Origin of the sequence: Geothrix oryzisoli (genome assembly GCF_022808865.1) — a bacterium.
Lineage (GTDB): Bacteria > Acidobacteriota > Holophagae > Holophagales > Holophagaceae > Geothrix > Geothrix oryzisoli.
In genome coordinates, this window is record NZ_JAKZLB010000002.1 from 76,019 (window position 1) to 99,899 (window position 23,881).

General features: G+C 70.9%; 20 protein-coding genes. 4 read left to right on the plus strand and 16 right to left on the minus strand.

Annotated elements, in window-relative coordinates:
• Positions 1–107: 107 nt before the first annotated feature.
• The 4 genes from MLE43_RS05060 to MLE43_RS05075 all read right to left on the minus strand — a co-directional run bounded on the left by MLE43_RS05060 (position 108) and on the right by MLE43_RS05075 (position 3,382).
• Positions 108–803, minus strand: coding sequence for a DUF4339 domain-containing protein (locus MLE43_RS05060; protein ID WP_243302388.1), 696 nt, complete (start codon positions 801–803; stop codon positions 108–110).
• Positions 804–944: 141 nt separating this feature from the next.
• Positions 945–1,415 carry a 2-amino-4-hydroxy-6-hydroxymethyldihydropteridine diphosphokinase gene (gene folK, locus MLE43_RS05065; RefSeq protein ID WP_243302389.1) on the minus strand — a complete coding sequence of 157 codons (471 nt, stop codon included), beginning with the start codon at positions 1,413–1,415 and terminating at the stop codon, positions 945–947.
• A 4-nt stretch (positions 1,416–1,419) separates the two neighbouring features.
• Positions 1,420–1,779: a preQ(1) synthase gene (gene queF / locus MLE43_RS05070; RefSeq protein WP_420843175.1), complete on the minus strand. Its 360-nt coding sequence runs from the start codon at positions 1,777–1,779 to the stop codon at positions 1,420–1,422.
• A gap of 97 nt (positions 1,780–1,876) precedes the next feature.
• Positions 1,877–3,382, minus strand: coding sequence for a B12-binding domain-containing radical SAM protein (locus MLE43_RS05075; protein ID WP_243302391.1), 1,506 nt, complete (start codon positions 3,380–3,382; stop codon positions 1,877–1,879).
• A gap of 103 nt (positions 3,383–3,485) precedes the next feature.
• Between MLE43_RS05075 and MLE43_RS05080 the strand changes: the two genes are divergently transcribed.
• Complete coding sequence (locus MLE43_RS05080) at positions 3,486–5,237, plus strand: carbamoyltransferase family protein (RefSeq protein ID WP_243302392.1); 1,752 nt, start codon at positions 3,486–3,488, stop codon at positions 5,235–5,237.
• On the opposite strand, the gene queC is transcribed toward MLE43_RS05080, so the two are convergent.
• The 6 genes from queC to MLE43_RS05110 are packed head-to-tail and all read right to left on the minus strand — an operon-like array spanning position 5,234 to position 13,047.
• Positions 5,234–5,932, minus strand: a complete 699-nt coding sequence (gene queC, locus MLE43_RS05085) for a 7-cyano-7-deazaguanine synthase QueC (RefSeq protein ID WP_243302393.1) — start codon at positions 5,930–5,932, stop codon at positions 5,234–5,236. The two genes, MLE43_RS05080 and queC, sit on opposite strands and share 4 nt — an antisense overlap.
• Positions 5,925–6,644 carry a lysophospholipid acyltransferase family protein gene (locus tag MLE43_RS05090; protein ID WP_243302394.1) on the minus strand — a complete coding sequence of 240 codons (720 nt, stop codon included), beginning with the start codon at positions 6,642–6,644 and terminating at the stop codon, positions 5,925–5,927. Before MLE43_RS05090 ends, queC begins: the two co-directional genes overlap by 8 nt.
• Complete coding sequence (locus MLE43_RS05095; protein WP_243302395.1) at positions 6,644–7,480, minus strand: Hsp33 family molecular chaperone HslO; 837 nt, start codon at positions 7,478–7,480, stop codon at positions 6,644–6,646. The genes MLE43_RS05090 and MLE43_RS05095 overlap by 1 nt, the downstream gene beginning before the upstream one ends.
• Before the next feature lie 4 nt (positions 7,481–7,484).
• Positions 7,485–9,260 carry a M2 family metallopeptidase gene (locus MLE43_RS05100; protein ID WP_243302396.1) on the minus strand — a complete coding sequence of 592 codons (1,776 nt, stop codon included), beginning with the start codon at positions 9,258–9,260 and terminating at the stop codon, positions 7,485–7,487.
• A gap of 47 nt (positions 9,261–9,307) precedes the next feature.
• Positions 9,308–10,441, minus strand: a complete 1,134-nt coding sequence (locus MLE43_RS05105) for a hybrid sensor histidine kinase/response regulator (RefSeq protein ID WP_243302397.1) — start codon at positions 10,439–10,441, stop codon at positions 9,308–9,310.
• A 14-nt stretch (positions 10,442–10,455) separates the two neighbouring features.
• On the minus strand, positions 10,456–13,047 hold the full coding sequence (locus tag MLE43_RS05110; RefSeq protein ID WP_243302398.1) for an ATP-binding protein: 2,592 nt from the start codon (positions 13,045–13,047) through the stop codon (positions 10,456–10,458).
• Positions 13,048–13,231: 184 nt separating this feature from the next.
• Here MLE43_RS05110 and modA point away from each other — a divergent pair, with 184 nt between their 5' ends.
• From modA to MLE43_RS05125, 3 genes are read left to right on the plus strand one after another with little or no spacing between them, the layout of a single operon-like run.
• The gene (gene modA / locus MLE43_RS05115) at positions 13,232–14,017 is read left to right on the plus strand and encodes a molybdate ABC transporter substrate-binding protein (RefSeq protein ID WP_243302399.1); all 786 of its coding nucleotides are present in this window, start codon (positions 13,232–13,234) and stop codon (positions 14,015–14,017) included.
• Positions 14,017–14,691 carry a molybdate ABC transporter permease subunit gene (gene modB, locus MLE43_RS05120; protein ID WP_243302400.1) on the plus strand — a complete coding sequence of 225 codons (675 nt, stop codon included), beginning with the start codon at positions 14,017–14,019 and terminating at the stop codon, positions 14,689–14,691. Before modA ends, modB begins: the two co-directional genes overlap by 1 nt.
• Positions 14,676–15,791, plus strand: a complete 1,116-nt coding sequence (locus MLE43_RS05125) for an ABC transporter ATP-binding protein (RefSeq protein WP_243302401.1) — start codon at positions 14,676–14,678, stop codon at positions 15,789–15,791. Before modB ends, MLE43_RS05125 begins: the two co-directional genes overlap by 16 nt.
• Here MLE43_RS05125 and MLE43_RS14780 read toward each other — a convergent pair whose 3' ends face one another.
• The 6 genes from MLE43_RS14780 to MLE43_RS05155 all read right to left on the minus strand — a co-directional run bounded on the left by MLE43_RS14780 (position 15,792) and on the right by MLE43_RS05155 (position 23,824).
• Positions 15,792–16,550 carry a nuclear transport factor 2 family protein gene (locus tag MLE43_RS14780; RefSeq protein ID WP_338029071.1) on the minus strand — a complete coding sequence of 253 codons (759 nt, stop codon included), beginning with the start codon at positions 16,548–16,550 and terminating at the stop codon, positions 15,792–15,794. It lies immediately after the preceding gene.
• Positions 16,551–16,748: 198 nt separating this feature from the next.
• The gene (gene gcvPB / locus MLE43_RS05135) at positions 16,749–18,278 is read right to left on the minus strand and encodes an aminomethyl-transferring glycine dehydrogenase subunit GcvPB (RefSeq protein WP_243302402.1); all 1,530 of its coding nucleotides are present in this window, start codon (positions 18,276–18,278) and stop codon (positions 16,749–16,751) included.
• A gap of 10 nt (positions 18,279–18,288) precedes the next feature.
• A complete protein-coding gene (gene gcvPA / locus MLE43_RS05140) occupies positions 18,289–19,641 on the minus strand; it encodes an aminomethyl-transferring glycine dehydrogenase subunit GcvPA (protein ID WP_243302403.1) in 1,353 nt (450 codons plus the stop codon).
• 297 nt (positions 19,642–19,938) lie between these two features.
• Complete coding sequence (locus tag MLE43_RS05145; protein ID WP_243302404.1) at positions 19,939–22,674, minus strand: patatin-like phospholipase family protein; 2,736 nt, start codon at positions 22,672–22,674, stop codon at positions 19,939–19,941.
• A complete protein-coding gene (gene rph / locus MLE43_RS05150) occupies positions 22,671–23,393 on the minus strand; it encodes a ribonuclease PH (RefSeq protein ID WP_243302405.1) in 723 nt (240 codons plus the stop codon). Before rph ends, MLE43_RS05145 begins: the two co-directional genes overlap by 4 nt.
• On the minus strand, positions 23,393–23,824 hold the full coding sequence (locus MLE43_RS05155; RefSeq protein WP_243302406.1) for an RpiB/LacA/LacB family sugar-phosphate isomerase: 432 nt from the start codon (positions 23,822–23,824) through the stop codon (positions 23,393–23,395). Before MLE43_RS05155 ends, rph begins: the two co-directional genes overlap by 1 nt.
• Positions 23,825–23,881 lie beyond the last annotated feature (57 nt).

The following is a 23,881-nucleotide window of genomic DNA, read 5'->3' on the forward strand; positions in this document are numbered from 1 at the left end:
CCTGGGCTGGGGCGTGCGCGGCACAACTTCCCCCCCCCCGCCCACGAGCAGGGCCCCCGACCGGGGGCCCTGCTCGTGGACGGGCGACGCCTTCCCCGCGGCCCTGGCTAGTGCCCAGCCCGGAAGACGGTGGCGACGACGATGGCGATGGCGATGCCCGCGAGGTAGAGGCACACGAAGAGAAGGGTCAGGATGCCCACATACCGCCAGAAGGCCTTCTGGGCGGCCAGCGCCGCCTGCAGGTCCCCCTGGGACGGGTTCGCCACCAGGTCCCCGATGCGGCTGGCATAGCGGTTGAGGAAGAGGGCCGCCGGAAACTGGAGGCCCGCCATCACCAGGTAGAGGAGCATCATGCCCACGCCGAGGCCCGCCGGCATCCCGCCGCGGGCGAAGGAGCCCATGGCCAGCATGGCCACGGAGGCGAGGAGCATGAACCCGATCCCGACGAAGCCCAGCACCCCCAGCAGCCGCGCCCAGGGCTTGGTCTGACGCAGAACCTCCACCACTTCGGCCGCTACCCCGTCCCCCGGAGCCCCGCCCCCCAGCGCCTCGAGCAGGGCCGCCCGCGGAGGGGAGAACGGGTTCTGGGGCGCGGCCGGCACGGGAGGAAGGTCCAGGGCGATGGGCGCCGGCCCCTGCGACAGGCCCGGCGCCAGGCGGGCGGTGGCCCAATCCGGCATCCCCTCACGCCACACCAGGTCCTCCCAGCTCAGGGATCCCGAGGCCAGCAGGGCCTTCAACTGGTCCTCGGAGACCGGGCCCATCGCCTGTCCCTGCTGGATGTACTTCCACTGGGTCGCCATGCCGTTCCTTTCTGGAACGCCCCGGGTTTGGATTCGGCGGTTCCGGGCCATTCCGATGGGCCGGGCGCGGGGACTGAGGACGGGGCTTCCCGGAATGATCCCACAGAGGCGGCCCCCGGCGGGCGCCCGAGGAGCGCCCGCTCAGCTCCGGGGGATCACTCCGCCGCAGGCTCCGGGGTCGGACAGGGCGCGCCAGGGCTCGAGGACGAAGGCGCGGGCGAAGGCCCGGGGATGGGGCAGCTCCAGGGTCAGCTCGGACCCCAGGGCCCGCAGGTCGGCCGGAGCCTCCCAGGTCCAGCTTCCGGGCGGGCCATCCGTGGTGATGAGGTCGAGATCCAGGGTGCGGGGGGCGTTCCGTCCGGCGTTCCGATCGCGGCCCTCCGCCAGTTCCAGGCGCAGCAGGGCCTCCAGCAGGCGGCGGGGGTCCGCCTCCTCCGTCACCAGGATGGCCACCGTGTTGAGGTAGGCCGGTCCCCGGCCCGATTCGTCCGGCGTCTCCATCACCAGCGGCGAGGGCACCACGGCCCCCAGCGTGCGCAGGGCGGCCAGCCCTCCATCCAGGTGGGCCCGGCGGTCGCCGAGGTTCGAGCCGAGGGCGATGACGGCCTTCATGGGATCACTGCTTCTTCCCGTGCTCCGCCACCACCAGCGTCCGGATGCCGCCGCGGATGAGGAAGTCCCCCTCGATGCGCATCCACTGGGGCTTCGTCGCCTTCACCAGGTCGTCGAGGATCTGGTTGGTGACGGCCTCGTGGAAGGCGCCCTGGTCGCGGAAGCTCCAGAGGTAGAGCTTGAGGGACTTGGATTCGACGCAGAGCTGGTCGGGCTGGTAGAGGATGCGCAGCTTGGCGAAGTCCGGCTGACCCGTCAGCGGGCAGAGGCAGGTGAACTCCTCCGTCTCGAAGGTGATGGTGAAGGGCCGCCCGGGCCGGGGGCTGGCGAAGGTGTCGAGCTGCCCCGTGGGGCGGGTCACCACATACTTCGGCAGCTGGTCGGGGAGCGTGGGCTTCGTGGGCTTCTTGGTGGCCATGGGTCATCCGGGGAAAGGGGTCGCGCGCCTTTCCAGGTTACCCTCACCGGCCCAGGGGCATGGGCTTCAGGCCCACGGGCTGCCGGGGGTGGCGGGTGTAGGTTCCGGCTCCGGCGTCCCCCTTCGAGCCGAAGTAGCGCTTGGCGGCGAGGGCCTGGGGCAGGTGGCGGAGCAGGTGCCAGAGGCTCCACCGGTGCTCCCACAGGCGCCGCCCGAAGCGGTGGCGGTAGCCCTGGCTGCTGTAGAAGCGCGTGATGTGCCTGTTGTAGAGCTCCTCCATCTGGGCCCGCGACGCGAACCCTTCGGGGCGGAAGACCGGGTTGACGCAGTTGAGCAGCCGCCAGTCCTCGATGAAGTCGCCCTCCGCGCCGGAGACGCACTCGGACCAGAGGGGGGCGCCGTGGAGGGGGCTGAACTTGGTGAGGTTCATGTCGTCCAGGTCCAGCGACAGGATGAAATCGCTGGTGCGCTGGAAGGTCTCCGGCGTCTCCCCGGGCAGGCCGAAGATGAACAACCCCTTGGCCCGCAGGCCGGCGGCGTGGACCTTCTCCACGGTGTCGCGCACCGATTCGAGGGTGACGCCCGCCTTGTGGCGCGCCATCATGCCGGGATCGGCGCTTTCCACCCCCAGGCTCACCATGATGCAGCCGGCCCGTTTCAGCAGCCGCAGCAGCTCCACCGAGGTGTGGCCCGTGCGGATGATGCAGTTGAAGTCCATGCCCAGGGGCTCGTCGAGGAGGCGCTGGCACAACTCGGTGATGCGGCCCTGGTGGGCCGTGAAGAGGTCATCGTAGAAGTTGACGTGCCGGACTCCGAAGCGGTCCCGCAGGTGCTTCATGTGGGCGTGGATGTAGGCCGGGCTGTGGAACCGGTACTGGTGCTCGAAGACCGTGCGGTCGCAGAAGGAGCAGGTGTAGGGGCAGCCCCGCGAGGTGATCATCGTGGCCCCGTGCCGCTTCACATAGCTGAAGAGCGGCAGGTGGTAGCCCTGGGGAAAGCCCGCCAGCTTCTCGTAGGCCGGGAACGGCAGGTCATCCAGGTCCAGGAGGCGGGGGCGCCGGGGGTTGGTGACGATGCGCGCCCCGTCGCGCCAGACCAGGTTCGGGATCTCGGCCGGGGGCTTGCCCTCCGCCAGGTCCAGCAGCGGACCCTCGCCTTCTCCGAGGCAGAGGAAGTCGAGCTCGGGGAAGCTCTCCAGCAGCGGCGCCCCGAGGCTCGAGGCGTGCGCGTTCCCCACCACGATGGGGAGGCCGGGCCGGGCGGCCTTCAGCAGCGCAGCCATGTCCACCGCATCCATGAACCCCGAGGTGGTGGCCGAGAAGCCCACGAGATCGGGCTGCGTGGCCAGAATCCGGACCACCTGGTCCTCCAGGCGGGTCGGGGCCTGAGGCCCGAGGCAGTCGTGGACCGCCGTGGGATGGCCATGCCGCTCCAGCCAGGCCGCCAGGGACAGGATGCCCACGGGCGCCAGGCGATTCGCCAGCACCGAGAAATCCGGTTGGCCGGGAACGAAGTTGAACCCCGAGGGGTGGACGAGGGTGACGCGCATGGGTGGTCATGGTCGCAGCACCCTTCCGTGTCCGGGATCACGGTGGAGCTGCCTCGCCAAACGATACCATTGGCCTGGCGACAGCCCTTCCTTCGCGGTGTCCATGCCCTTTCAGCTCGGCCTCAGCGGCCTTCCCGGCCATGACCTCCATCCCTTCCGGCACATCCAGGAGAATGCCCGCCTGCACCCGGATGTCCCCCTGCCCATCGGCGACATCGGCCACGACGCCGCGGCGGTGCTGGTGCGGGGAGGCCAGGCGGTCTTCGCCGTGGAAGAGGAGCGCCTCAGCCGCTTCAAGCACACCATGGGCGTGCCCCGGCGCGCGGCCCAGGCCTGCGCCGAGGCCGCCGGCCTGCCCCTGGCGCAGCTGCCCGCGGCCCACTACCTCGACCTGCACGACGAGCACCTGGACCGCCACCTCCAGGCCACCGGCCGAGGCGATGCCCGGGTGGAGGGGGCCATCCGGGCCGAGTACCAGCGGGCCCGGGAGGCCACCAGCGGCTTCCGCGAAGCCTTCCCGTGCCTGGAGGCCGTGGATCACCACCTGGCCCACGCTGCCAGCGCCTACTACCTCTCCGGCTTCGAGCGCAGCCTCGTCCTCGTCATGGACGGCAACGGGGAATCCGCCTCCCTCAGCCTCTACCTGGGCGAGGGCCCGGACCTCCGCCTGCTCCAGGCCCTGCCCGCCACCAGCTCCCTGGGCCTGCTCTACGCCTTCGGCACGCACTTCCTCGGCTTCGAGCCCATCGAGGACGAGTACAAGGTCATGGGCCTCGCCGCCTACGGCGAAGGCGACGACACCTACCTGCCCTTCTTCGAGGACCAGCTCCTGTGGGAGGGCGACGAGCGCTTCACCATCCCCGCCCTGCTCAGGGATCCCGCCAGCCGCACCCTGCGCTGGAGCCGGCAGCTGGGGGCGGCTCGCCAGCCCGGGGAGCCCATCGAAGCCCGCCACATGGCCCTGGCCGCGGGCCTGCAGAAGGCCCTGGAGCGGGCCGTCCTCCGCCTCCTCGAACCCGTCGAGGCCTCCCACCGCACGCGCCACCTCTGCCTCGCCGGCGGCGTGGCCCTGAACTGCAGCCTGAACGGCGTCCTGGATCGCTGGGGGCGCTTCGACCGCCTCTTCGTCCAACCGGCCGCCGGCGACCCCGGCGCCGCCCTGGGCGCCGCCCTTGTGGCCGAGCGCCGACGCGGACGGACCGTGCCGCAGGGACGGATGGCGACCCCCTACCTCGGGCCGGCCTTCTCCACCGGCGAGGTCGAGGCCGCCCTCCAGACCCACGCTTCAGCCCTGACCTGGGAACGCCCGGCGGATCTCCTGGACCGCACCCTCGACCTGATCGGCGCCGGACAGGTGGTGGGCTGGTTCCAGGGCCGCATGGAGTTCGGCCCCCGGGCTCTGGGCAACCGCTCCATCCTGGCGGACCCCCGGCGTCCGGACATGAAGGACCGCGTGAACCGGGCCGTGAAGAAGCGTGAGGAATTCCGTCCCTTCGCCCCCTCCGTGACCGCCGAAGGCGCGGACGCCTTCTTCCACCTGCGCGGCCTGGACCAGTACGAGCACATGACCGTGGCTGTGAAGACCCGCCCGGAGCGGGCCCCGGAGATCCCCGCAGTGGTGCATGTGAACGGCACTTCGCGGGTCCAGGTCGTGCGGCGCGAGACCAACCCCCGCTACTGGGAGCTCCTCACCCGCCAGGGGCGGCGTACCGGCGTCCCGATGCTCCTGAACACCTCGTTCAATGTGCGGGGCGAGGCCATCGTCTGCTCGCCGGAGGACGCCCTCCGCTGCTTCCTGGGCACCGGCCTCGATGCCCTGGTCCTGGAGGACGCGCTGGTGGTCCGGCGAACCTAGGGCCGCAGCCCTTCAGGGATGAACGCGTAGGGGATGGGGTCGGCGAGGCCGGCCTCCTTGAAGCCGCGCAGCCGCAGGTGGCAGGAGTCGCAGTGCCCGCAGGCCGCGGCCTCGCCCTGGTAGCAGGACCAGCTGAGGTGCAGGGGAGCGCCCAGGTCACGGCCCTTCCGCACGATCTCGGCTTTGCGGAGGTGGATGAGGGGCGCATGGAAGGCGAGCTGCGTCTCGGGCCGGGTGCCCAGGTTGGCGGTCTGCTCGAAGCTGCGGAGGAAGGCCTCGCGGCAGTCGGGGTAGCCGCTGCTGTCCTCCTCCACGAAGCCCACGAAGATGGCCCGGGCCCCCAGCACCTCTGCCCAGCTCACGCAGGTGGCGAGCAGGTGGGCGTTGCGGAAGGGCACATAGCTCACGGGCACGCCCGGTCGGTCCAGCTCGCCCTCGGGCAGGGCGATGGAGGCGTCCGTGAGCGCCGAGCCGCCGATGGCCTTGAGGGTGTCGAAGCCGATGACGAGGCGGCGCGATTCGGGCACGCCGTAGAAGTCCGCGATGTCGCGGAAGGCCTGCTTCTCGCGAGCTTGGGTCCGCTGGCCGTAGTCCGCATGGAGCAGGGCCAGCTCGTAGCCCTCGGCCTTCGCGATGGCGGCGGTCACGCAGCTGTCCATGCCGCCGGAGAGGGAGACGACGGCGAGTTCAGCCACGGTGGAATCCCTCCGCCCACGCTTCCAGTTCGTCCATCTCGCGCTGGAGCCGCACGGCTTCAGCGCCATCGTCCGCCTTCGGCGGAATCTGGTAGGGCGTGCCGTACTTGATCACACAGGTGGCGAAGGGGTACGGGATCACCATGCGGTCCCAGGTCTTCAACTCGAAGCTGTGGTCGAAGGCGAGGCTCACGGGGACGATCCACGCGCCGGTCTTGCGGGCCAGGGCCAGGGTGCCGGGCTTCAGTTCCATGAGCGGCCCGCGGGGGCCGTCCGGCGTGATGCCGAAGTCCCAGCCCTGCCGCACGGCCTGGATCATGCGCACCAGGGCCTTGGCGCCGTCCTCGCTGGCGGTCCCGCGCACGGCGTGGATGCCGAACCAGCGCCAGGTGGCGGCGCTGCGCTCCCCATCCTTGCTGTCGCTGGAGAGGATGGCCACACCCCGGCCCTCGCCACCCGCGTTCCGGCGGTGGAAGGGATAGGAGAGGGGCATCATGAAGAGGCGGCGATGCCAGAAGGCGAGGATGATGCGCTGGTCCCCGGCCACGAGGTCCTCCACGGGTCCGAAGCCCTCGCGGCGCACCCGCAGGGTGTAGGACCAGAGCTTGCTGAGGCCCGCCCCCAGGAAGGGGATGACGCGGAACTGCAGCCACACGGACAGGGGCGAGCCCAGCGGGCGGCCCCGCTCCGCGATGGCGACACGGGCGCCCATCAGGCGCCTCCCGGCAGCAGATCCTCGCGGGTGATGGGGTACAGGGTGCCGCAGTAGTCGCAGCGGACCTCCACGGGGCCCGGCTCCTGGAAGAGGCTGGCCTTCTGCTCCTCCGGGAACCGGCGCAGCGTGTCCAGCAGGGCTTCGCGAGTGCAGCGGCAGCGGTAGAAGATCTCCGTGGAGACGAGATCGTCGGCGCCTTCGCCCTGGGACACCCAGGCGGCCAGGAAGTCCGGCGTGCGCTCCCACAAGGGCACGACCTCCAGCCCCTCGAGGGCCTGGACCAGCCGTGCCAGGCGCTCCGGCGGACAGTCCGGCAGGGGTTCCACCAGCAGGCCCCCGGCCTCGCCCGTGCCCGCATCGCACCAGAGGGTGAGGCTGGCCTGGATCTGTTCCGACTGCTGGAGGTAGTGCTCCACCTGCACCTGGATGCCACCGTCCACGAGGGGCAGGTGGCCCACATAGGGCTGGCCCGTGGCATTGGAGCGCATCACCTGGAAGACACCCGGGCCCAGGACCCAGGCCTCGGCCTCTACCGGCCCCGGGTCCAGCACGCCCCGGATGGTGCCATCGGGCCAGCTGTCGGTCACCACGGCCTTGGCCCGGCCCGAGCCCTTCACCAGCAGCTGCAGCCGCTCGGCGAAGAGGGTGCGGCCCTGCAGCAGGGCCGTGGCCGTGAGCAGCTCCGTGAGGCAGGCGCAGGCGGCCGGCTCCAGGTGCGGGTGGCCGCGACGGACGCCGTCCCACAGGGGGCTGGCCTCCACCGAGGACAGGCGGACGTGGCGGTCCCGGGTGAGGGACTTGACGACCCGGGCCTGGGGAACGGATTCCGTCATCGCTTCAGTCCCACCCGATCTGGCGGCCCTTGTTCTGCTGCTCCAGCCAGGCCATCAGGGGCTTGAAGTAGTCCATCATGGCGCGGGTGGAGAGGTCCTCGCCGGTGGCCTCGTTCAGCACCTTCCGCCAGTCCTCGGTGGCGCCCTTCTCGAGGATCTTCTTCAGGAAGGCGCCCACCTCCTTGTTCCCTGCGTAGTTGCAGCTGCGGGGATCCTGGTGGAGGATCTTCCGCGCGATGTGGTCGTGCATCTGGAACTTGAAGACCGTGGCCCAGCCGTAGCTGTAGTAGTAGGCGGGGTTGTCGTTGATGTGGGTCTTGGTGGCGGCGTCGCAGAACTGCTCGCCGCGCGGGCTGGGCGGCTCCACCCCCTGCTCGTCGCGCACGAGCTTCCACCAGCGGGCGTTCAGCTGGTCGGCGGGCATGGCCTTGCCGTAGAACTCCGCCTCCCACTCGGGCATGGTGCCGCAGGCCCAGTACATGAAGGGGATGGCCACCTCCAGCGCGTCGTTCAGCAGCACCTGCATCTGGTCGACTTTGTAGTCCGCCGGCAGCACGCCCGCGGACTTGAGGTACGGGATCTGCCGGGTGGCCATGGCGATGAGCTCGCCCACACCCTCGTGGAAGCTGGGGTTGGCGCCGTCCCGCAGGAGGGGCGGCACGTCGGGGCGGGTGTAGCTCATGAAGTAGTAGCCGTGGCCCAGCTCGTGGTGGACGGTCTCGAACCACTCGGCGTTGGGTTCCACGCTCATGAGCGAGCGGATGTCGTGATCCAGATCCAGGTGCCAGCAGGAGGCGTGGGCGTTCTTCTTGCGGGGGTCGCCGGCCTTCACGGGGTAGAGGTCGGACTTGACCCAGAAGCTGGCGGGCAGGGGATCGAAGCCCAGGCCGGTGTAGAAGGCCTCGGCGGTCTTCACGATGCGCTCGGGCTGCCAGCCCTTGAAGTAGGGATCGAAGTCCACGGCGGTGACGAAGCCGGTCCAGTTCTGGCTCCAGCGGTTGTTGATCCAGTGGGCGGGGATGGCCTTGGGCACGGGCTGGCCGTACTTCTTCGCCATTTCGTACTTCACCCAGGTGTGCAGCTGGAGGTAGAGGGGCTTCAGCTCGGCCAGGAACTTCCGGTTGAAGGCCATCATCTCGTCGGTTGTCAGGCCGTAGCGGGCCACCTGGAGCGCGAAGTAGTCGGGGTAGCCCAGCTCCCGGGCCACCCCGTTGCGGAGGTCGCGGAGGCGCACCAGGCCATCCTTCAGGGGGATCCCGATCTCCTTGCTGGCCTCCCACCACATCCGGCGCTCGGCCAGGTCGCGGCTGGCGGCGAGCTTGTTGTCGATGTCGTTGGCGCTGACGGGCCGGCCGCCCACCTTGAACTGGTAGCCGTTCATGAGGGAGACCTGCTTCGTCTCCGCCTCGATGCGGGCAGCCACCAGTTCGGGCCTGGTCATGGGCCCCTCGGCCCCATAGGGCATGAGCAGCACCCGCTCCAGCTGGCGCACGGTCTTCTCGTCGAGCTGGGCGCGGTGCTTGAGCAGCTCCTTGGCCTCGGTGATGACCATGGGGTTGCCGTTGAAGGCGGCGAAGGCCTTGCCCGCCCACTCCGCGGCGGCGTCATGCTCGGGGGTCACGTCCGTGGAAGCCAGCCAGGTGGCCTGCTGGCCCACGTAGTAGAGGGACTGGTAGCCCGCGTTCACCAGCTTGAGGAAGCGGTCCGCGCGGTCCTGCACAGGAGAGAGAGCCTGGGCCATGAGGGGGACGCTGAGGAGGAGGGACGGGAGGAGGCGCATGTGGGGCTCCGGGGAACCCTCTATTGTGCCTTCGGGACGGGTGGCCGTCAGCAGGGGAGGAGGACGCTGAAGCTGGAGCCGAAGCCCACCTGGCTCTGGGCCCGGATCTGCCCCTTGTGGGCCGACACCAGGCGCTGGACGATGGCCAGCCCCAACCCCACGCCCTGGCTGGCATCGCTGCGCTCGGACTGCCGGAAGGGGTCGAAGATGTAGGGGAGGTCGCCCGCCGGGATGCCGCGGCCCGTGTCGATGACCGACACGCGGAGGAAGCGCAGGCCCGCCTCGACGCCGGAACCGAACTCCACGCCCGCTTCCACGCGCACGGCCCCGCCCCGGGGGGTGAACTTGAAGGCGTTGTCCACCAGGTTCACCAGGGCCCGGTCCAGCTTCAGCTGGTCGCCCCGGATCAGGGGCAGGTCGTCAGGGATGGCCACCTGGAACTCCAGCCCGGCGGAGGTCGCGCGGAGATGGTAGGGGCCCATCAGGGCCGTCAGCCAGGAGGCCGGGGTGATCTCGCTGAACTCGATGGGGATCTGGCCCGAATCGCTCCGGTAGATCTCCAGCATCTCGTCGAGCAGGGCCTTGATCCGGGTGACGGAGGCCTCGGCCTTGTCCAGGCTGCCTTCGCTGGCGGACCCGCCCCCCCGCATCCTTTCCAGGACCAGCCCGAGCACAGTGAGGGGCGAGCGGAGGTCGTGGACCAGCATGGTGGTGAAGTTGGTCTTGAGGGTGTTGACCTCCTTCAGCTTGAGGTTGGCATCCAGCAGGTTCTGGTTCTGAATCTCCAGTTCCCGCTGAAGCCGGCCCAGGCTCACCTGATGCTCCACCCGCACCAGCACCTCCTCCGCGCTGAAGGGCTTGGTGACATAGTCGCGGCCCCCGACATGGAAGGCCTTCACCTTGTCGAGGGGATCGTCCAGGGCGCTGATGAAGATGATGGGGATGCGGGCCAGCGCCGGATCCTGCTTGAAGGCCTCGCAGGTCTCGTAGCCGTCCATGCCGGGCATGTTCACATCGAGCATCACCAGTTCCGGCGGGTGGCGGCGCGCCGCGGCCAGGGCCATCGCCCCGGAAGGCACGGCCCGCACCCGGTACTGCCGCTCCCGCAGCACCGCCCCCAGCAGGTCGAGGTTGGCCGCGTTGTCGTCCACGATGAGGATGTCGCCCTGGGGCACCAGCATGTCGATCTCCGAAGTCATCGGTTCAGTGCGTCGAGCAGTTCCTGGAGCTGGTAGGCCCGGAGCAGGCGCCGGAGGCCCTCGGCCGCGGGGTGCGGTCCCAGCCGGTCCACCACGGCCAGGGCGGCCTCGGTGTCGCCCATGAGGACCGCATCCTTCAGATCGGCTCGCCAGACCTCGGGCTGAAGTGTGAGACCGGACAGGTCGACCGGAGCCGAGGGCGCCTCGGGCTCCCGGGTCAGGAAGCGCAGGCCCAGCAGGCGGCCGGCCACCTCGAAGAGCTGCGCCTCCCGGAAGGGCTTGCCAAGGAAGTCGTCGAAGCCGGACTTCCGGAGGGTCTCCCGATCCAGGTCGATGACGCTGGCCGAGATCGCCACCACGAAGGTGTGGGCGAGGTTCTGCTCCAGTTCCCGCCCGCGGAGGACCTGGAGCGCCTCGAACCCACTCATGCGGGGCATGCGGAGATCCATCCAGACCAGGTCCGGACGGTGGCGCTCCCAGAGCTCGAGGGCCTCCAGGCCGTCGGCCGCCGCGTGGACCGTGAAGCCCACGGAGACCAGCAGCTGGGCCAGGAGATCCCGGTTCTCGGGGCGATCGTCCACCACCAGCATCTTCACAGGCCGCTGGCCCGGCTCCAGGCCGAGCACCTGGCGCTCGCCCTCCAGTTCCATCGGCGGCTCCCCTTCGGCCATGGGCAGCGTGAAGCTGAACCGGCTCCCCTCGCCGAGCCGGCTGTCCAGGCGCAACTCTCCGCCCATCAGGTGCACCAGCGACCGGCTGATGTGGAGGCCCAGGCCCGTCCCCTCCGCCGCCAGGGGCTGGCTGGCGGCCTGGAAGAAGGCCTGGAAGAGCTGCCGCTGGTCGTCCTCGGAGATCCCGGGACCCGTGTCCTCCACGGCGAAGGTGGCTTGCCCGGAGGCGTAGCCGGCCCGCAGGGTCACCCGCCCGTCCCGGGTGAACTTCACGGCGTTCCCCAGCAGGTTCACCAGCACCTGTCGGAGCTTCGCGGCATCGCCCTCGAGGTAGGCCGGAAGCGCGGGGTCCGCCTCGAGCCTCAGGGTCAGCCCCTTGGCCTCGGCCCGGATGCGCTGCATGTCCAGCACGCCCTCCAGCAGGACGGCCGTCCGGAAGGAGGCGGTCCGCAGCTCCAGGCCACCGGATTCGATCTTGCTGAGGGACAGCACGTCGTTGATGAGGGCCAGCAGGTGCTCGCCGGCCGACAGGATGCGCCCCAGCTGATCGTGGTCCTCCGCGCTGCGGCCGGGCCGGCGCGCCAGGAGCTGGGTGTAGCCGAGGATGGCGTTCAGGGGCGTGCGCAGCTCATGGCTCATGTTGGAGAGGAAGGCGCTCTTCGCGCGGTTGGCCGCCTGGGCCTTCGCCTCGCTGGCCCGCAGGTCGGCCTCCAGGGACTTCCGCTCCGAAAGGTCCGAAGCCACGCTCAGGTACCCGATCCGCTCCCCTTCGGCCCCCACCACCGGGGAAAGCGCCACCAGCATGGGGATGACCCGGCCCTCCCGGGACCGGTAGGTCCACTCCCGCTGGTCGGGCCCGGCTTCCGTGAGTTCGCGGATGATCTCGATCTCCGAGGCCACCGGCCGCCCCACCTGCCGACTCAGGTCCCGGGCGCGGGTTTCCACTTCCTGGGCGTCGAGCCAGACCGCCGAAGGCCGGCCGAGCACCTCCTCCGCCCGATAGCCGAGCAGGTGCTCGGCGTACGGGTTGAAGCGCACCACGGTCCCCTCATTGTCCCGGACCACGATGGCCACCTGGGCGTTCTCCAGCACCGCCCGCTCGCTGGCCTCCCGCTCGGCCAGGGCGAGGATCGTCTCCCGGAGCCGGACGATCATGCGGTTCAGCTCCCGGCCCAGGTCCGCGAGCTCGTCGCGGCCCTTGATCTCGACCCGGGCCACCAGGTCCCCTCCCGCCGCCCGGCGCACCTGGGCCACCATCCGCTGGACACTTCCGGAGAGGTCCCGGGCGATCAGGTAGCCCAGGACCAGGGCCGTGACCAGGCCGGCCAGGATCATGAGATAGGACAGCCTCCGGGTCCGGATGGAACGGGCGGCCATGTCTTCCATGCTCTGCTGGGCCGCGTCCTCCTGGGCCTGCACCAGGCTGGCGAGAAGGTGGGTCAGCGGCAGGATCTCCGGCAGCAGGTCATCGTCCACGAAGCGGCCGAGGTCCGGCAGCCGCCCTTCCGCCAGGAGCGATTCCAGGCGATCGAGGTCCCGCGCCACGTAGGTCGTGAGCGCGTCCACCCGAGCCAGCGCATCGGCGCCCGAAGCAGGTGCGGAGGCCTTGAAGGCGGCCCACTGGCGGCCCGCCTCCCGCCGGGCGGACCGCACCTGGGCCAGACCCTCCGCGGCATCCAGGGTGCCACCCCGCACCTGGCGGGCCGCGAAGAGGATGCGGATGCCGTAGGCGTCCGACATGACCTTCAGCTGCCGGACCGGCACCATGCGGTTCTCGAAGATCCGGATGGCCTGATGCTCCTCTTGGTGGAGGAGACCGAGCTGGACCAGGGCCAGTCCCGCCAGGATCGCGGCCACGGCGCTGTAGCCCAGCCAGAGCTTGGCGGCGATTCGGAACCGGCTGAGAAACACGGGCATGCGGCATCCCTTCAGAACCCGAAGAGCCGAAGTCGAAGCGTGCAAATCGGGGGATCCGATCAGCGGAGTCATGGTGATTCCGCTGAATGATGACGGACCCTCTGACCCGTCGCAATCCTTCAGCGGCTTCCAGCTTAGAATCGGGCAGGCGCCCTGGCGCCCCCTGTCCCCGCCCGGAGTCGCCATGCCCGGTTTCCGCCGCCCCCTTCGAGCCGTCCTGGCCGCCCTGTGGCTGCTGGGCTCCGGGGCGGCCGCACGCTCCGCCCCGCCCCTGGCCATCGCCGCCGCCGCGGACCTCCAGTTCGCCCTGACGGAAGCGAAAACGGCCTTCCTCAGGACGAACCCGGGAATCGAGGTCACCATCACCTACGGATCCTCGGGCAACTTCTACACCCAGCTCACGAACAAGGCCCCCTTCGACCTGTTCCTGTCCGCGGATCTCAGCTACCCCAGGAAGCTGGTGGAGGCCGGGCTGGCCGAGGAGGCCACGGAGTTCCGGTACAGCCGCGGCCGGCTGGTGCTCTGGGTCCCGAAGGCGTCGCCGATCCCCGTGGAGCAGGGCATGACGGCGCTCCTGCACCCCGCAGCCCGGAAAGTCGCCATCGCCAACCCGCGCCACGCGCCCTATGGCCGTGCCGCCGAGGCCGCGCTCGCCAAGCTCGGGCTGCTGGAGGCCGTGAAGCCCCGCCTGGTCTTCGGGGAGAACATCGCCCAGACCGCCCAGTTCGTGCAGACCGGCGCCGCGGACATCGGCATCCTCGCCCTCTCCCTGGCCAAGGCTCCGACGATGGCCGCCGCGGGCCGCTTCTTCGAGGTGCCCCTGGACGCCTACCCGCCCCTGGACCAGGGGGGCGTGGTCCTGACCCATGCCCGGAACCGGACCGCCGCCCTCGCCTTCCGGGCCTTCCTGGGTTCGCCGGCGGGGACGGCCATCCTCCGCCGCTACGGCTTCACGACGGAAGGCCGCTGATGGACTGGGAGGCCATCCGCCTGAGCCTCTGGCTGGCCTCGCTCACCACCGCGACGCTGCTGGTCCTGGGCCTTCCCTTGGCCTACTGGCTGGCCTTTTCCCGGCGCCGCTGGAAGTTCCTGGTGGAGGCCGTGGTGGCCATGCCCCTGGTGCTGCCCCCCACGGTACTGGGCTTCTACCTGCTCCTGGCCATGGGCCCCCGCAGCCCGCTGGGCCGAGCCTGGGAGGGGCTCTTCGGAAGCACGCTGCCCTTCTCCTTCGAAGGCCTCCTCATCGCCTCGGTGCTCTACAGCCTGCCCTTCATGATCCAGCCCCTGGCGGCGGCCTTCGCTGCCGTGGATCGCGGCCTCATCGAAGCCTCCTGGTGCCTGGGCCAGTCCCGGGCCCGCACCTTCCTCCGCGTGATCGCTCCCCTCTCCTGGGCCGGCATCCTCACGGGCCTGGTGCTCACCTTCGCCCACACCCTGGGGGAATTCGGCGTGGTGCTCATGGTGGGCGGCAACCTGCCGGGCCGCACCCGCACCGTGAGCATCGCCATCTACGACCAGGTGCAGGCCATGGACTACGCGCCGGCCGCCCGCACGGCGGCCCTCCTGCTGGGCGTGTCCTTCCTCGTGCTCGCCTTCACCTACGCGCTGCGGCGCCGCCAGAGGAAGCCGTGGACGCTCATCTGACCCCTGCCGCTCCCTACCTGCAGGCGGAGGCTGAGCGCCGGTTCCCGAGCGGCGCCACCGTCGAGGCCCGCTTCGACATCCCGGAACCGGGCTTCTCCGTGACCGTGCTCTTCGGTCCCTCGGGCTCCGGCAAGACCACGGCCCTGCGCCTGCTGGCCGGGCTGGAGCGGGCGGATCGCGGCTCCATCCGCGTGGCTGGCGCCGTGTGGTCCGAAGCCGCGCGGCACCTGCACCGGCCGCCCCAGGCCCGGGACCTCGGCTTCCTGCCCCAGGCCTACCACCTCTTCCCGCACCTCAGCGTGGCCGCGAACCTGGGGTACGGCCTGACCGCCCTGTCCGCGCCGGAACGCGCGGCCCGCGTGCGCGAGCTGCTGACCCTGCTCGACCTCGAGGGCCTCGGGGACCGGCAGCCCGGCGAACTCTCCGGCGGGCAGCAGCAGCGCGTGGCCCTGGGCCGCGCGCTGGCACGGAAGCCCCGCCTGCTGCTGCTGGACGAGCCGCTGTCGGCCCTGGACCGGCCCTCCCAGCTGCGCCTCCGCAAGGACCTCCGCGAGCTGCTCCGCACCCTGGGCGTTCCCACGGTCCTCGTCACCCACGATCGGGCGGAGGCCCTTCAGCTGGGCGACCGCCTGGTGGTGATGGACCAGGGCCGGGTCTGCCAGAGCGGCGACATCCAGCAGGTCTTCGACCGGCCGACAGATCCCGCCGTGGCGCGGATCCTGGGCGTGGAGACCGTCGTCCTCGGCCGGATCGACGCCATCATCGATGGCATGGCCACCATCGCCGTGGGCTCGGCCCAGATCCACGCGGCCGATCCCGGCGGCCTCGATTGGCAGGTCTTCGTCTGCATCCGCGGCGAGGATGTGGCCGTGGAGCGCGGCAGCGGCCCCGGCGCGGGGTCCACCGTCCGCAACCGCCTGCCGGCCCGCATCCTGGCCCTGCATCCCGAGGGCTCCCTGGTCCGGATCGCCCTCGATGCGGGCTTCCCCCTGGAGAGCCTCGTCACCCGGCAGGCCTGCGCGGATCTGCACCTGGCCGAAGGGGACCAGGTCTGCGCCATCCTCAAGGCTGCCGCCGTGCACCTGATTCCGCACGACTGATCAGGGCCGGCCCACCTCCGGCAGGGCCACGTCCATGGCCCGGCGCCAGCCGGCGTCCGCCTGCCGCCAGACCTGCAGGACCACGCTTCGGGCCCCCGCCCGGCCACGCCGGCCCCAGCGGAAAGCCAGGTCCCGGCTGGCCGCCACCTCCGCCCCCAGGGGCTCCCAGCCAGCGGCGCCGGCCTCGCCCGCCGCCAGGGTCGCGAGGTTGCCCGGTCGCACCGCCTGCCCCTGCCGGTAGATCCGCAGGTCCGGATCCCCGGCCTCCCCCAGTGCCGCCGCCAGATCCCGGCCCGCGGTCCGGTCGAAGGCGGCCCAGGCGGCCTCGGGTCCCGGGGCCGAGGCCGCCGGAGGCCCGTGGAGGACCAGCCTCAGAGGCGCCTCCTCCTGGGCCGGATGGGACACGCCGATGTCCAGCCGCACCTGCCAGCGCCCTCCGCGACGGACCCACAGGCTGAGGAAGTGGCCGAAGGCCGTGGGTTCGGCCCCGTCCTTCGCGCGCCAGGACCAGGGTCCCGTGCTCACGGCGAAATCACCGCTGGCCGCGGCCTCCACGAAGGCGGGACCCCAGCGCAGCTGGCTCCCGTCCTCCTTCCGGGCCCCGTGGTGGGCGCGACCGTTCTTCGGCTCGGGCGTGAAGACCAGGCCGTCCGCGGCCAGGTGGGCCAGGAAGGCCGCCGGCGTGCCGCGCCGGACGGCGTCGGCGGCGAAGGCGCGCTCCGCTTCGGCCACGGCCGCCGCCGTGGAGGGCGGAGCCACGGGAATCGGCGGGGGCTCAGGAACGGGCAGCATGAAAGCAGGATGGGGCCCGAGGCGGATCGCGCAAGGCGCTAGCGCGGGGGCGCCCCGGCATCGCCTCCACCCAGACCCTGCTGGTGATGGCCGCGCGCTTCGACCGGCGTTGAAGCTGAAACGGAACGGGCCCCGACCGGGGCCCGTTCTCCGGGGAACCCTGGGTCAGCCCCTGGTCCAGCGCAGCACAGGCTTCCGGGCCGCCGTGGTCTCGTCCATGCGGCGCAGGGGGGCGAGGGTCGGGGCCTGGTGCAGGGTCTCGGCGTCTGTCTCGGCCTCCTGGGCAATGGCCAGCATGGTGTCGCAGAAGGCGTCCAGCTCGGCCTTGTCCTCGCTCTCCGTGGGTTCGATCATCAGCGCCCCGGGCACGATCAGGGGGAAGTAGATCGTGGGCGGGTGGTAGCCGTGATCGATGAGGCGCTTGGCGATGTCCAGGGTGTGGACGTCGTGCTTCGCCTGGAGCGTGTCGCTGAACACCACCTCGTGCAGGCTCGGCGAGTCGATGTGCAGGGCATAGGCACCCTTCAGCCGGGCGCGGATGTAGTTGGCGTTCACGATGGCACGCAGCGTGGCCTCGCGCAGGCCGTCGGAGCCATGGCTCAGGCAGTAGGTGAGCGCCCGCACCAGGATCCCGAAGTTGCCGTAGAAGGTGTGCACCTTCCCGATGCTCTGGGGCCGGTTCCAGTCCCAGCGGTAGCTGTGCCTGGACACCTCGCCCTCGCCCACCTTCACGGTGTCGCGCACCACCACCGGCACGGGCAGGAAGGGCAGCAGCTTCTCGCCGACGCACACGGGGCCGGCGCCGGGGCCGCCACCGCCGTGGGGCGTGGAGAAGGTCTTGTGCAGGTTCAGGTGCATGACGTCCACGCCGAAATCGCCGGGGCGCGCCACGCCCACCAGGGCGTTCATGTTCGCGCCGTCCATGTAGACCAGGGCGCCCACGCTGTGCAGCAGGTCGCTGATCTCCTTGAAGCGGTACTCGAAGACGCCCACGGTGTTCGGGTTGGTGATCATGGCGCCCGCGATCTCCGCGCCCAGTTCGCCCACCAGGGTCTTCAGGCCCTTGCGGACCTTGCCGTTCACGGGGTCGGTGACGTCCTCGAAGCTGATGGTGCCATCGGGCCGCGAGGGCAGCTCCACCACTTCGTAGCCCGCCATGGCGGCGGTGGCGGGGTTGGTGCCGTGGCCGCTGTCGGGGATGAGGATCACGCGGCGCTTGGCGCCCTGGGCCACGTGGTAGGCCCGGATGAGCATGACGCCCGTGAGCTCGCCGGCGGCGCCGGCGCTGGGCTGCAGGGTCACGCCGGGGAGGCCGGTGATCTCCTTCAGCCATTCCTGCAGCGTGAAGAGCATCTCCAGATTGCCCTGAACGAGGGCCTCAGGGGCCATGGGGTGGCTGTCCGTGAAGCCCGGCAGCCCGGCGACCTTCTCGTTCAGCCGGGGGTTGTGCTTCATGGTGCAGGAGCCCAGCGGGTAGATGCCGTCGTCCACGCCGTAGTTCCACTTGGAGAGGCGCGTGAAGTGGCGGATGACCTCCACCTCGCTCAGCTCGGGCAGGGCGTCGAAGCCCTGGCGCTTGAGGTGGGCGGGGCGGGTGTCCCGGGCGGCGGGCACATCGAGCCTGGGCAGGTCCATGCCCCGCTTGCCGGGGACGGAGCGCTCGAAGGAGAGGGGTTCGCGCTGACGAAGGAACATGTCGCTCTCCTTACACAGTGGCGGGGACGCGGGCCAGGATCTCGACGAGGCTCTCGATCATCCGGCGGGTGTGGAGTTCCGTGGCGCACCAGAGGATGCAGCCCTGGTATTCGGGGTAGAAGCGGCCCAGGTCCAGGCCCGGCAGCAGGCTCTCCGCGAGGCAGGCCTCCTGCAGGGCGGCCATGTCGCCCTTGTAGCGCAGCACGAACTCGTTGAAGAAGGGCTGGTCGAGGACCGGCTCCATGTCCGGCAGGTCCAGCAGGCGCTGGCGCAGGTACTGGGCCTTGGCGGCATTCTGCTCGGCCAGGCCCCTCAGGCCCTCGGGGCCCGCCAGCTGCAGGAAGAGGTTGGCCCGCAGGGTCACGAGGCCCTGGTTCGAGCAGATGTTGCTGGTGGCCTTGTCGCGGCGGATGTGCTGCTCGCGGGCAGTGAGCGTCAGCACGTAGCCCGTGCGGCCATCCAGATCCTTCGTCTGACCCACCACGCGACCGGGGATCTCGCGCTTGTGGGCGTCCTTGACCGCCAGGAAGCCGAGGTAGGGCCCGCCGAAGGTGGGCCGGTTGCCGAAGGACATGGCCTCGCCGCAGGCCATGTCGGCGCCCACCTTGCCGGGCGCCTCCAGCCACCCGAAGGCGAGGGCCTCCTGGGTGACGCTCACCAGCAGGGCACCGGCCGCATGGACGGGACCGGCCAGGGCGGCGAGGTCCTCCACGGCGCCCAGGAAGTTGGGGTAGCCCACCAGCACGGCGGCCACGTCTCCGTCGAGCTTGGCCTGGAGGTCAGCCAGGTCGGTCACGCCGTCCTTCAGGCCCACTTCCACCAGCTTCAGGTCGTCGTGGGGCGCGAAGTTGGTCTCCAGCACCTGGCGATAGAGTGGGTGCAGGCCCTGGCTCACCAGCACGGTGTGGCGCTTCTTGGCCACGCGCACGGCCATGAGCGCCGTCTCCACGCAGGCCGTGCCCCCGTCGTAGAGGCTGGCGTTGGTGACATCCAGGCCCGTCAGGTCGCAGATGAGCGTCTGGTACTCGAAGAGGTGCTGGAGCGTGCCCTGGCTGATCTCGGGCTGGTAGGGCGTGTAGGCCGTGAACCACTCCTGGCGGCTGACCATGGCATCGATGGCCGCGGGCACGAAGTGGTCGTAGGCGCCGGCGCCGAGGAACTGGGCGCAGAAGCGGGTGTTCTTGTTGGCCAGGTCCAGCATCTGCCAGGCCACTTCCTGCTCGGAGCCCTGCGCGGGCAGGTCCAGCCCTCCCTTCAGGCGCAGGGCCTCGGGAATGCCCGTGAGGAGATCCTCGGCGCGGGCGACGCCGATCGTGTCCAGGAGGGCCCGATCTTCGGCAGGGGAGGAAGGCAGGTAGCGCATGGCAGCCTCGGCAAGGAAGCGGATGGAATCGCAGCTCTTCAGCGTATCAGCCTGGAATGCCGGGGCCTCCTGTGCAGGCGATCACAGACCGCCTCCCCGCAGACCACTCGGGTGCAGGGGCGCGCCGGGAGGGCCGGGTCCGACCGCCGTGCAGGCCCCGGAGCGTTCAAGTGAGGACCGGCTCTGCCGGGCCGTGCGCGGGGTCCGGGGGTGGGCGCGCAGCGCGGCCTGAACCCTGGCAACGCATGCGCTGCCAGGGGAACCCCCGGAGAGCTTCGCGCAACCCCCTGGGCAGCCTTACCGCCGCTTCCAGAGGTCGAAGGGCTGGGTTCCGATGAGGACGTCGAAGCTGCCAGAGGCCGGGCTGGTTCCCTGGGGGCGCGCCAGCCGGAGGAAGCCGTACGACAGCTCCAGGTAGAACTTGGAGAGGAGGGTGGTGCGCAGCAGGAGACCCGCCCCCTGGGCCCGGAGGCCGCCATCGGCATGGAAGAGCGTGTCCGGCTGCTCGGACATCCAGGCCAGGTCGAAGCGGGGCACCACCTCCAGGGTGAGCCCCAGGCCCCCGTAGATCCTGAAGGGCATGCCGAACCGCGCGGCGCCGAAGTTGGGCGCCAGGTAGCCGGCCGGCCGGGACCCGATGACGAAGGAGGACCCTCCCAGAACCCACCAGCGGTCGAGGGGCAGATGGCGGCCCTGGCCCCACTCCAGGTCCAGATCGGCTCCCAGGAACTCGTTGAAGGCATGCAGGCCCCGGGCCCGGAAGGAGGCCTGCTGGAAGCTGCCGCCGGGGAGGAGGCCCGGCTCCACCTCGCCGGCGCCGCCCCGGGCCCGCAGCAGCAGGCCCTCCCGGGGGAGGGTGTGGCGATCGAAATTGTCCCACTCGGCGGAAAGGAAGACCGCGTCCTGGGCCTGGGTCTGGCGCAGCCCGCCCTCCTTGAACGCCACGTTCCGGCGCGCCAGATCGAGGCTCACCTTGCCCGTGCCCAGGTTGCTGAAGCGGAGGTAGGTCCGCAGGACCAGGTCCGAGGCGCTGATGCGGGCTTCCGCCCCGCCAAGCGGGAATTGGGGGGCGGGCCAGGCGAGCGGCGCTTCCAGGCGCTGCTGCCAGTAGTTCCCGCTGAGCTCCAGGCCGGCGCCCGGCGAGAACCCGAACGGCACCCGCAGGGCCATGGTCGCCTGCTGCTGCAGCCGGTTCCTGGCGGCGCTCAGCTCCAGTTCCGAGCCGTTGAAGCCCAGGTTCAGGGCATGGTAGGTCAGGCCCAGCTCGCCGCCCAGGGTGCTCTCGTAGCCCAGCGACACGTCCAGCCGGTCCTGCTGCTGGGGCACGGGGATGAAGGTGAGGATGGTGCCGCCCTGGCCATCGGGCCGGGTGAGGTAGTGCAGTTCCGCGAGGTGGAAGCGGTGCTCCGCCAGCGCGATGCGCTGCTGGAGGTCCCTCGGCCGGAAGGGGCGCCCCTCCAGGTGGCCCAGGAGCCGCCGCAGGTGGGCCTCGTCCACCTCGGGCCCCGGCACGGTCCACACTTCCACCCGGGAGACCCGGGGCTCCCGGAGGACGACCCGCAGGTGGCCGGTGGCCTCCTCGAAGCCAGACCCGCGGGCGTCCACCAGGGGACTGTCCTCCATGAGCAGGCGATAGACCAGCTGGGACATCAGGCTGCCGAAGACCTGGGGGTTGAAGGCCGTGCCGAGCTTGATGTCATCGGCCAGGACCTGGTTCACGAGGGGCAGCCAGGCAGCAGGGGCCTCCACGTCCATCCCCGTCATGACCGGATAGGGCCGCATGTGGATGGTCAGCGTCCGGCCGGCGTCCACGGTGGCCCAGGCCTCCCGGGCGAGCCCGTGGACGAGGATCTGCTGGAGGAGGATCTGGACGTCCACGAGGCGGAAGCTACCCCGCAGGCGGGTCAGGGTGGTGGCCAGCGTGCCTTCCAGGGAGTCCCCCAGGGGCACGGGGCTTTCGAAGACCACCCGGTCCGCGTCCAGGGTTTCCTGGCCCCCCGTCTTCCCGCGCAGGAAGATGCCCAGCTCCTCCACCCGCGCATCGAAGGCCTCGCGGCCCTGGAGCACCAGCTTGGGCGCCAGGCTCCCGTACTCTAGGAAGGGGGCGTCGCGGATGTCGGGCCGGATGAGGAAGTCCGCCGCCGCCCGGCTCTCCCACTGGCGGCGCTCCACGACCAGGTCCAGGCTGCGGGAGGCCACGGAGAAGATGTTCGTGGCCTGGCGGTGCATCAGGGGGTTGCTGATGTCCACGGCGATGACCACGTCCGGGTGGAAGGCCTCCTTCGCGGTGAAGACGGGCAGGTTCTCCACCAGGGCGCCGTCCACATACTGCTGCCCGTCGATCACCACGGGCCGGAAGCCGCCGGGGACCGCCATGGAGGCTCGCACGGCCTCCACCAGGTCCCCCTTCCCGAAGACCCGGCCCTGCCCCGTCTCCAGGTTGGTGGCCAGGACCCGCAGGGGCCGCTGCAGCTGATCGAAGTCGCCACCCGAGAAATAGGCGCCCCGGGCCAGGAGGACCTGCAGGGTGCGCTGCACCTCCAGGCCGCTCCGCAGACCCTGGGCCAGGGTGGTCTGCCCGTTCTTCCGCTCGATGGACATGAAGGTGGATTCGCGGTCCTCCTGCTCCCCCAGGGTCTCGCCGGGATTGCGGAGCAGCGGCTCCAGGAAGGCGCGGGTCAGGTCCAGGCGGCGGAAGAGGTCCTCGATCTCGCGGCCCGAGAACCCGCTGGCGTAGAGGGCCCCCACCAGGGCCCCGGCGCTGGTGCCGGTGACGCTGTCCAGGGGGAAGCCCACCTCCTCCAGGCGCTGGAGCACGCCGATGTGGGCCAGGCCCCGGGCCCCGCCACCGCTCAGGGCCAGGCCCACCCGCGGCATGCCCGGGATCACCACCCGGGGCACGAAGCGGAACACCATGTCCGGCGGCTGGACGGTGACGTCGATGCGCCGGGGAAGGGCGGGCGGCGGGTCCGGCGGGACGGCCTGGGCTGCCAGCAGGGCTGGCAGGGCCAGGACCAGCAGGCCCCGTCTCATGCGAGGGCCGCCCGCTGTGCCTCCATCAGCGCCGCGCAGCCTGCGAGGCCCAGGTCCACCAGCCCATCGGCTTCCGCGCGGCTGAAGGGGCGGCCTTCGCCCGTGCCCTGGAGCTCCACCAGCATCAGCTCGCCGCCGGCCCCCGTCGCCGCCCGGGCCGCCACCAGGTTGCAGTCCACCGCGGCCAGGTGGTCCTCTTCGTATTCCAGGTCGAGCACCAGGCCCTGGCGACCCTCGCCAGATTCCACGATGCCCGCGCTGACCGCGGCCACCTGGCGGACCAGCGCCGCCCCCAGGCCCCGGGACCGCAGCGCCAGCGACGCGGCCACCCAGGCTCCGGTGATGGCGGCACAGCGGGTGCCCCCATCGGCGTTCAGCACGTCGCAGTCCACCGTGAGGGTGCGCTCCCCCAGGGCCGCCAGGTCGATGGCCTGGCGCAGGCTGCGGCCGATGAGCCGCTGGATCTCCACCGTGCGGCCCTGCTGCTTCCCTTTCGCGGCCTCGCGGTCAGACCGCGTATGGGTGGCCGCAGGCAGCATGCCGTACTCGGCCGTGAGCCAGCCCGTACCCCGGCCCTTCATCCAGCCCGGCACCTTCTCCTCCAGGCTGGCCGAGCACAGCACATGGGTGCGGCCCACCTTCACCAGGCAGCTTCCGGCCGCGTGGAGCTGGACGCCGGTTTCAAATTCCAGGCCTCGGAGTTCGTCGCCGCGGCGCATCAGCAGCCCTTCCATTCGATCTTGTCCACGCGCCCCTGGTGCCGCCCTCCTTCAAAAGGTGTTTCCAGGAACAATTTCAGGTAGTATTCCGCCTTGAGCGGATCCGTCAGCCGCTGGCCGAAAGCGATGGCGTTTGCGTCATTGTGCTGCCGTGCCAGTGCCGCGTGCTCAGGGGAGGTCACCAGCGCGCAGCGGATGCCAGCATGGCGGTTGGCCGCGATGCTGATGCCGATGCCGGATCCGCAGACCAGCACCAGGCGCTCCCACCGGTCCCGGCCCTCCGCCGCCCGATGCGCGAAATCCGGGTAGTCCACCGAGGCCGCTCCATCCGTGCCGAAATCCACCACCTCATGTCCCTGACCCAGCGCCCAGGCCTTGAGCCGTTCCTTCAGGTCGAACCCCGCATGATCGCTTGCAAACCCGAGTCTCATCGTCCCGCTCCCTGGCCCCCAGCCTACATCGGGCGCACGCGCCTCCCGATATCTATC

Coding starts and splice junctions, on each gene's coding strand:
- rph (WP_243302405.1), bottom strand. CDS start 23,393: ATGCGCCGCGGCGACGAACTCCGAGGCCTGGAATTTGAAACCGGCGTC.
- MLE43_RS05145 (WP_243302404.1), bottom strand. CDS start 22,674: ATGAGACGGGGCCTGCTGGTCCTGGCCCTGCCAGCCCTGCTGGCAGCC.
- MLE43_RS05075 (WP_243302391.1), bottom strand. CDS start 3,382: ATGCGCGTCACCCTCGTCCACCCCTCGGGGTTCAACTTCGTTCCCGGC.
- MLE43_RS05095 (WP_243302395.1), bottom strand. CDS start 7,480: ATGACGGAATCCGTTCCCCAGGCCCGGGTCGTCAAGTCCCTCACCCGG.
- MLE43_RS05105 (WP_243302397.1), bottom strand. CDS start 10,441: ATGCTGGTGCCCCAGGGCGACATCCTCATCGTGGACGACAACGCGGCC.
- modA (WP_243302399.1), top strand. CDS start 13,232: ATGCCCGGTTTCCGCCGCCCCCTTCGAGCCGTCCTGGCCGCCCTGTGG.
- MLE43_RS05110 (WP_243302398.1), bottom strand. CDS start 13,047: ATGCCCGTGTTTCTCAGCCGGTTCCGAATCGCCGCCAAGCTCTGGCTG.
- MLE43_RS05090 (WP_243302394.1), bottom strand. CDS start 6,644: ATGGGCGCCCGTGTCGCCATCGCGGAGCGGGGCCGCCCGCTGGGCTCG.
- folK (WP_243302389.1), bottom strand. CDS start 1,415: ATGAAGGCCGTCATCGCCCTCGGCTCGAACCTCGGCGACCGCCGGGCC.
- MLE43_RS05080 (WP_243302392.1), top strand. CDS start 3,486: ATGCCCTTTCAGCTCGGCCTCAGCGGCCTTCCCGGCCATGACCTCCAT.
- MLE43_RS05155 (WP_243302406.1), bottom strand. CDS start 23,824: ATGAGACTCGGGTTTGCAAGCGATCATGCGGGGTTCGACCTGAAGGAA.
- gcvPA (WP_243302403.1), bottom strand. CDS start 19,641: ATGCGCTACCTGCCTTCCTCCCCTGCCGAAGATCGGGCCCTCCTGGAC.
- MLE43_RS05060 (WP_243302388.1), bottom strand. CDS start 803: ATGGCGACCCAGTGGAAGTACATCCAGCAGGGACAGGCGATGGGCCCG.
- MLE43_RS05100 (WP_243302396.1), bottom strand. CDS start 9,260: ATGCGCCTCCTCCCGTCCCTCCTCCTCAGCGTCCCCCTCATGGCCCAG.
- modB (WP_243302400.1), top strand. CDS start 14,017: ATGGACTGGGAGGCCATCCGCCTGAGCCTCTGGCTGGCCTCGCTCACC.
- gcvPB (WP_243302402.1), bottom strand. CDS start 18,278: ATGTTCCTTCGTCAGCGCGAACCCCTCTCCTTCGAGCGCTCCGTCCCC.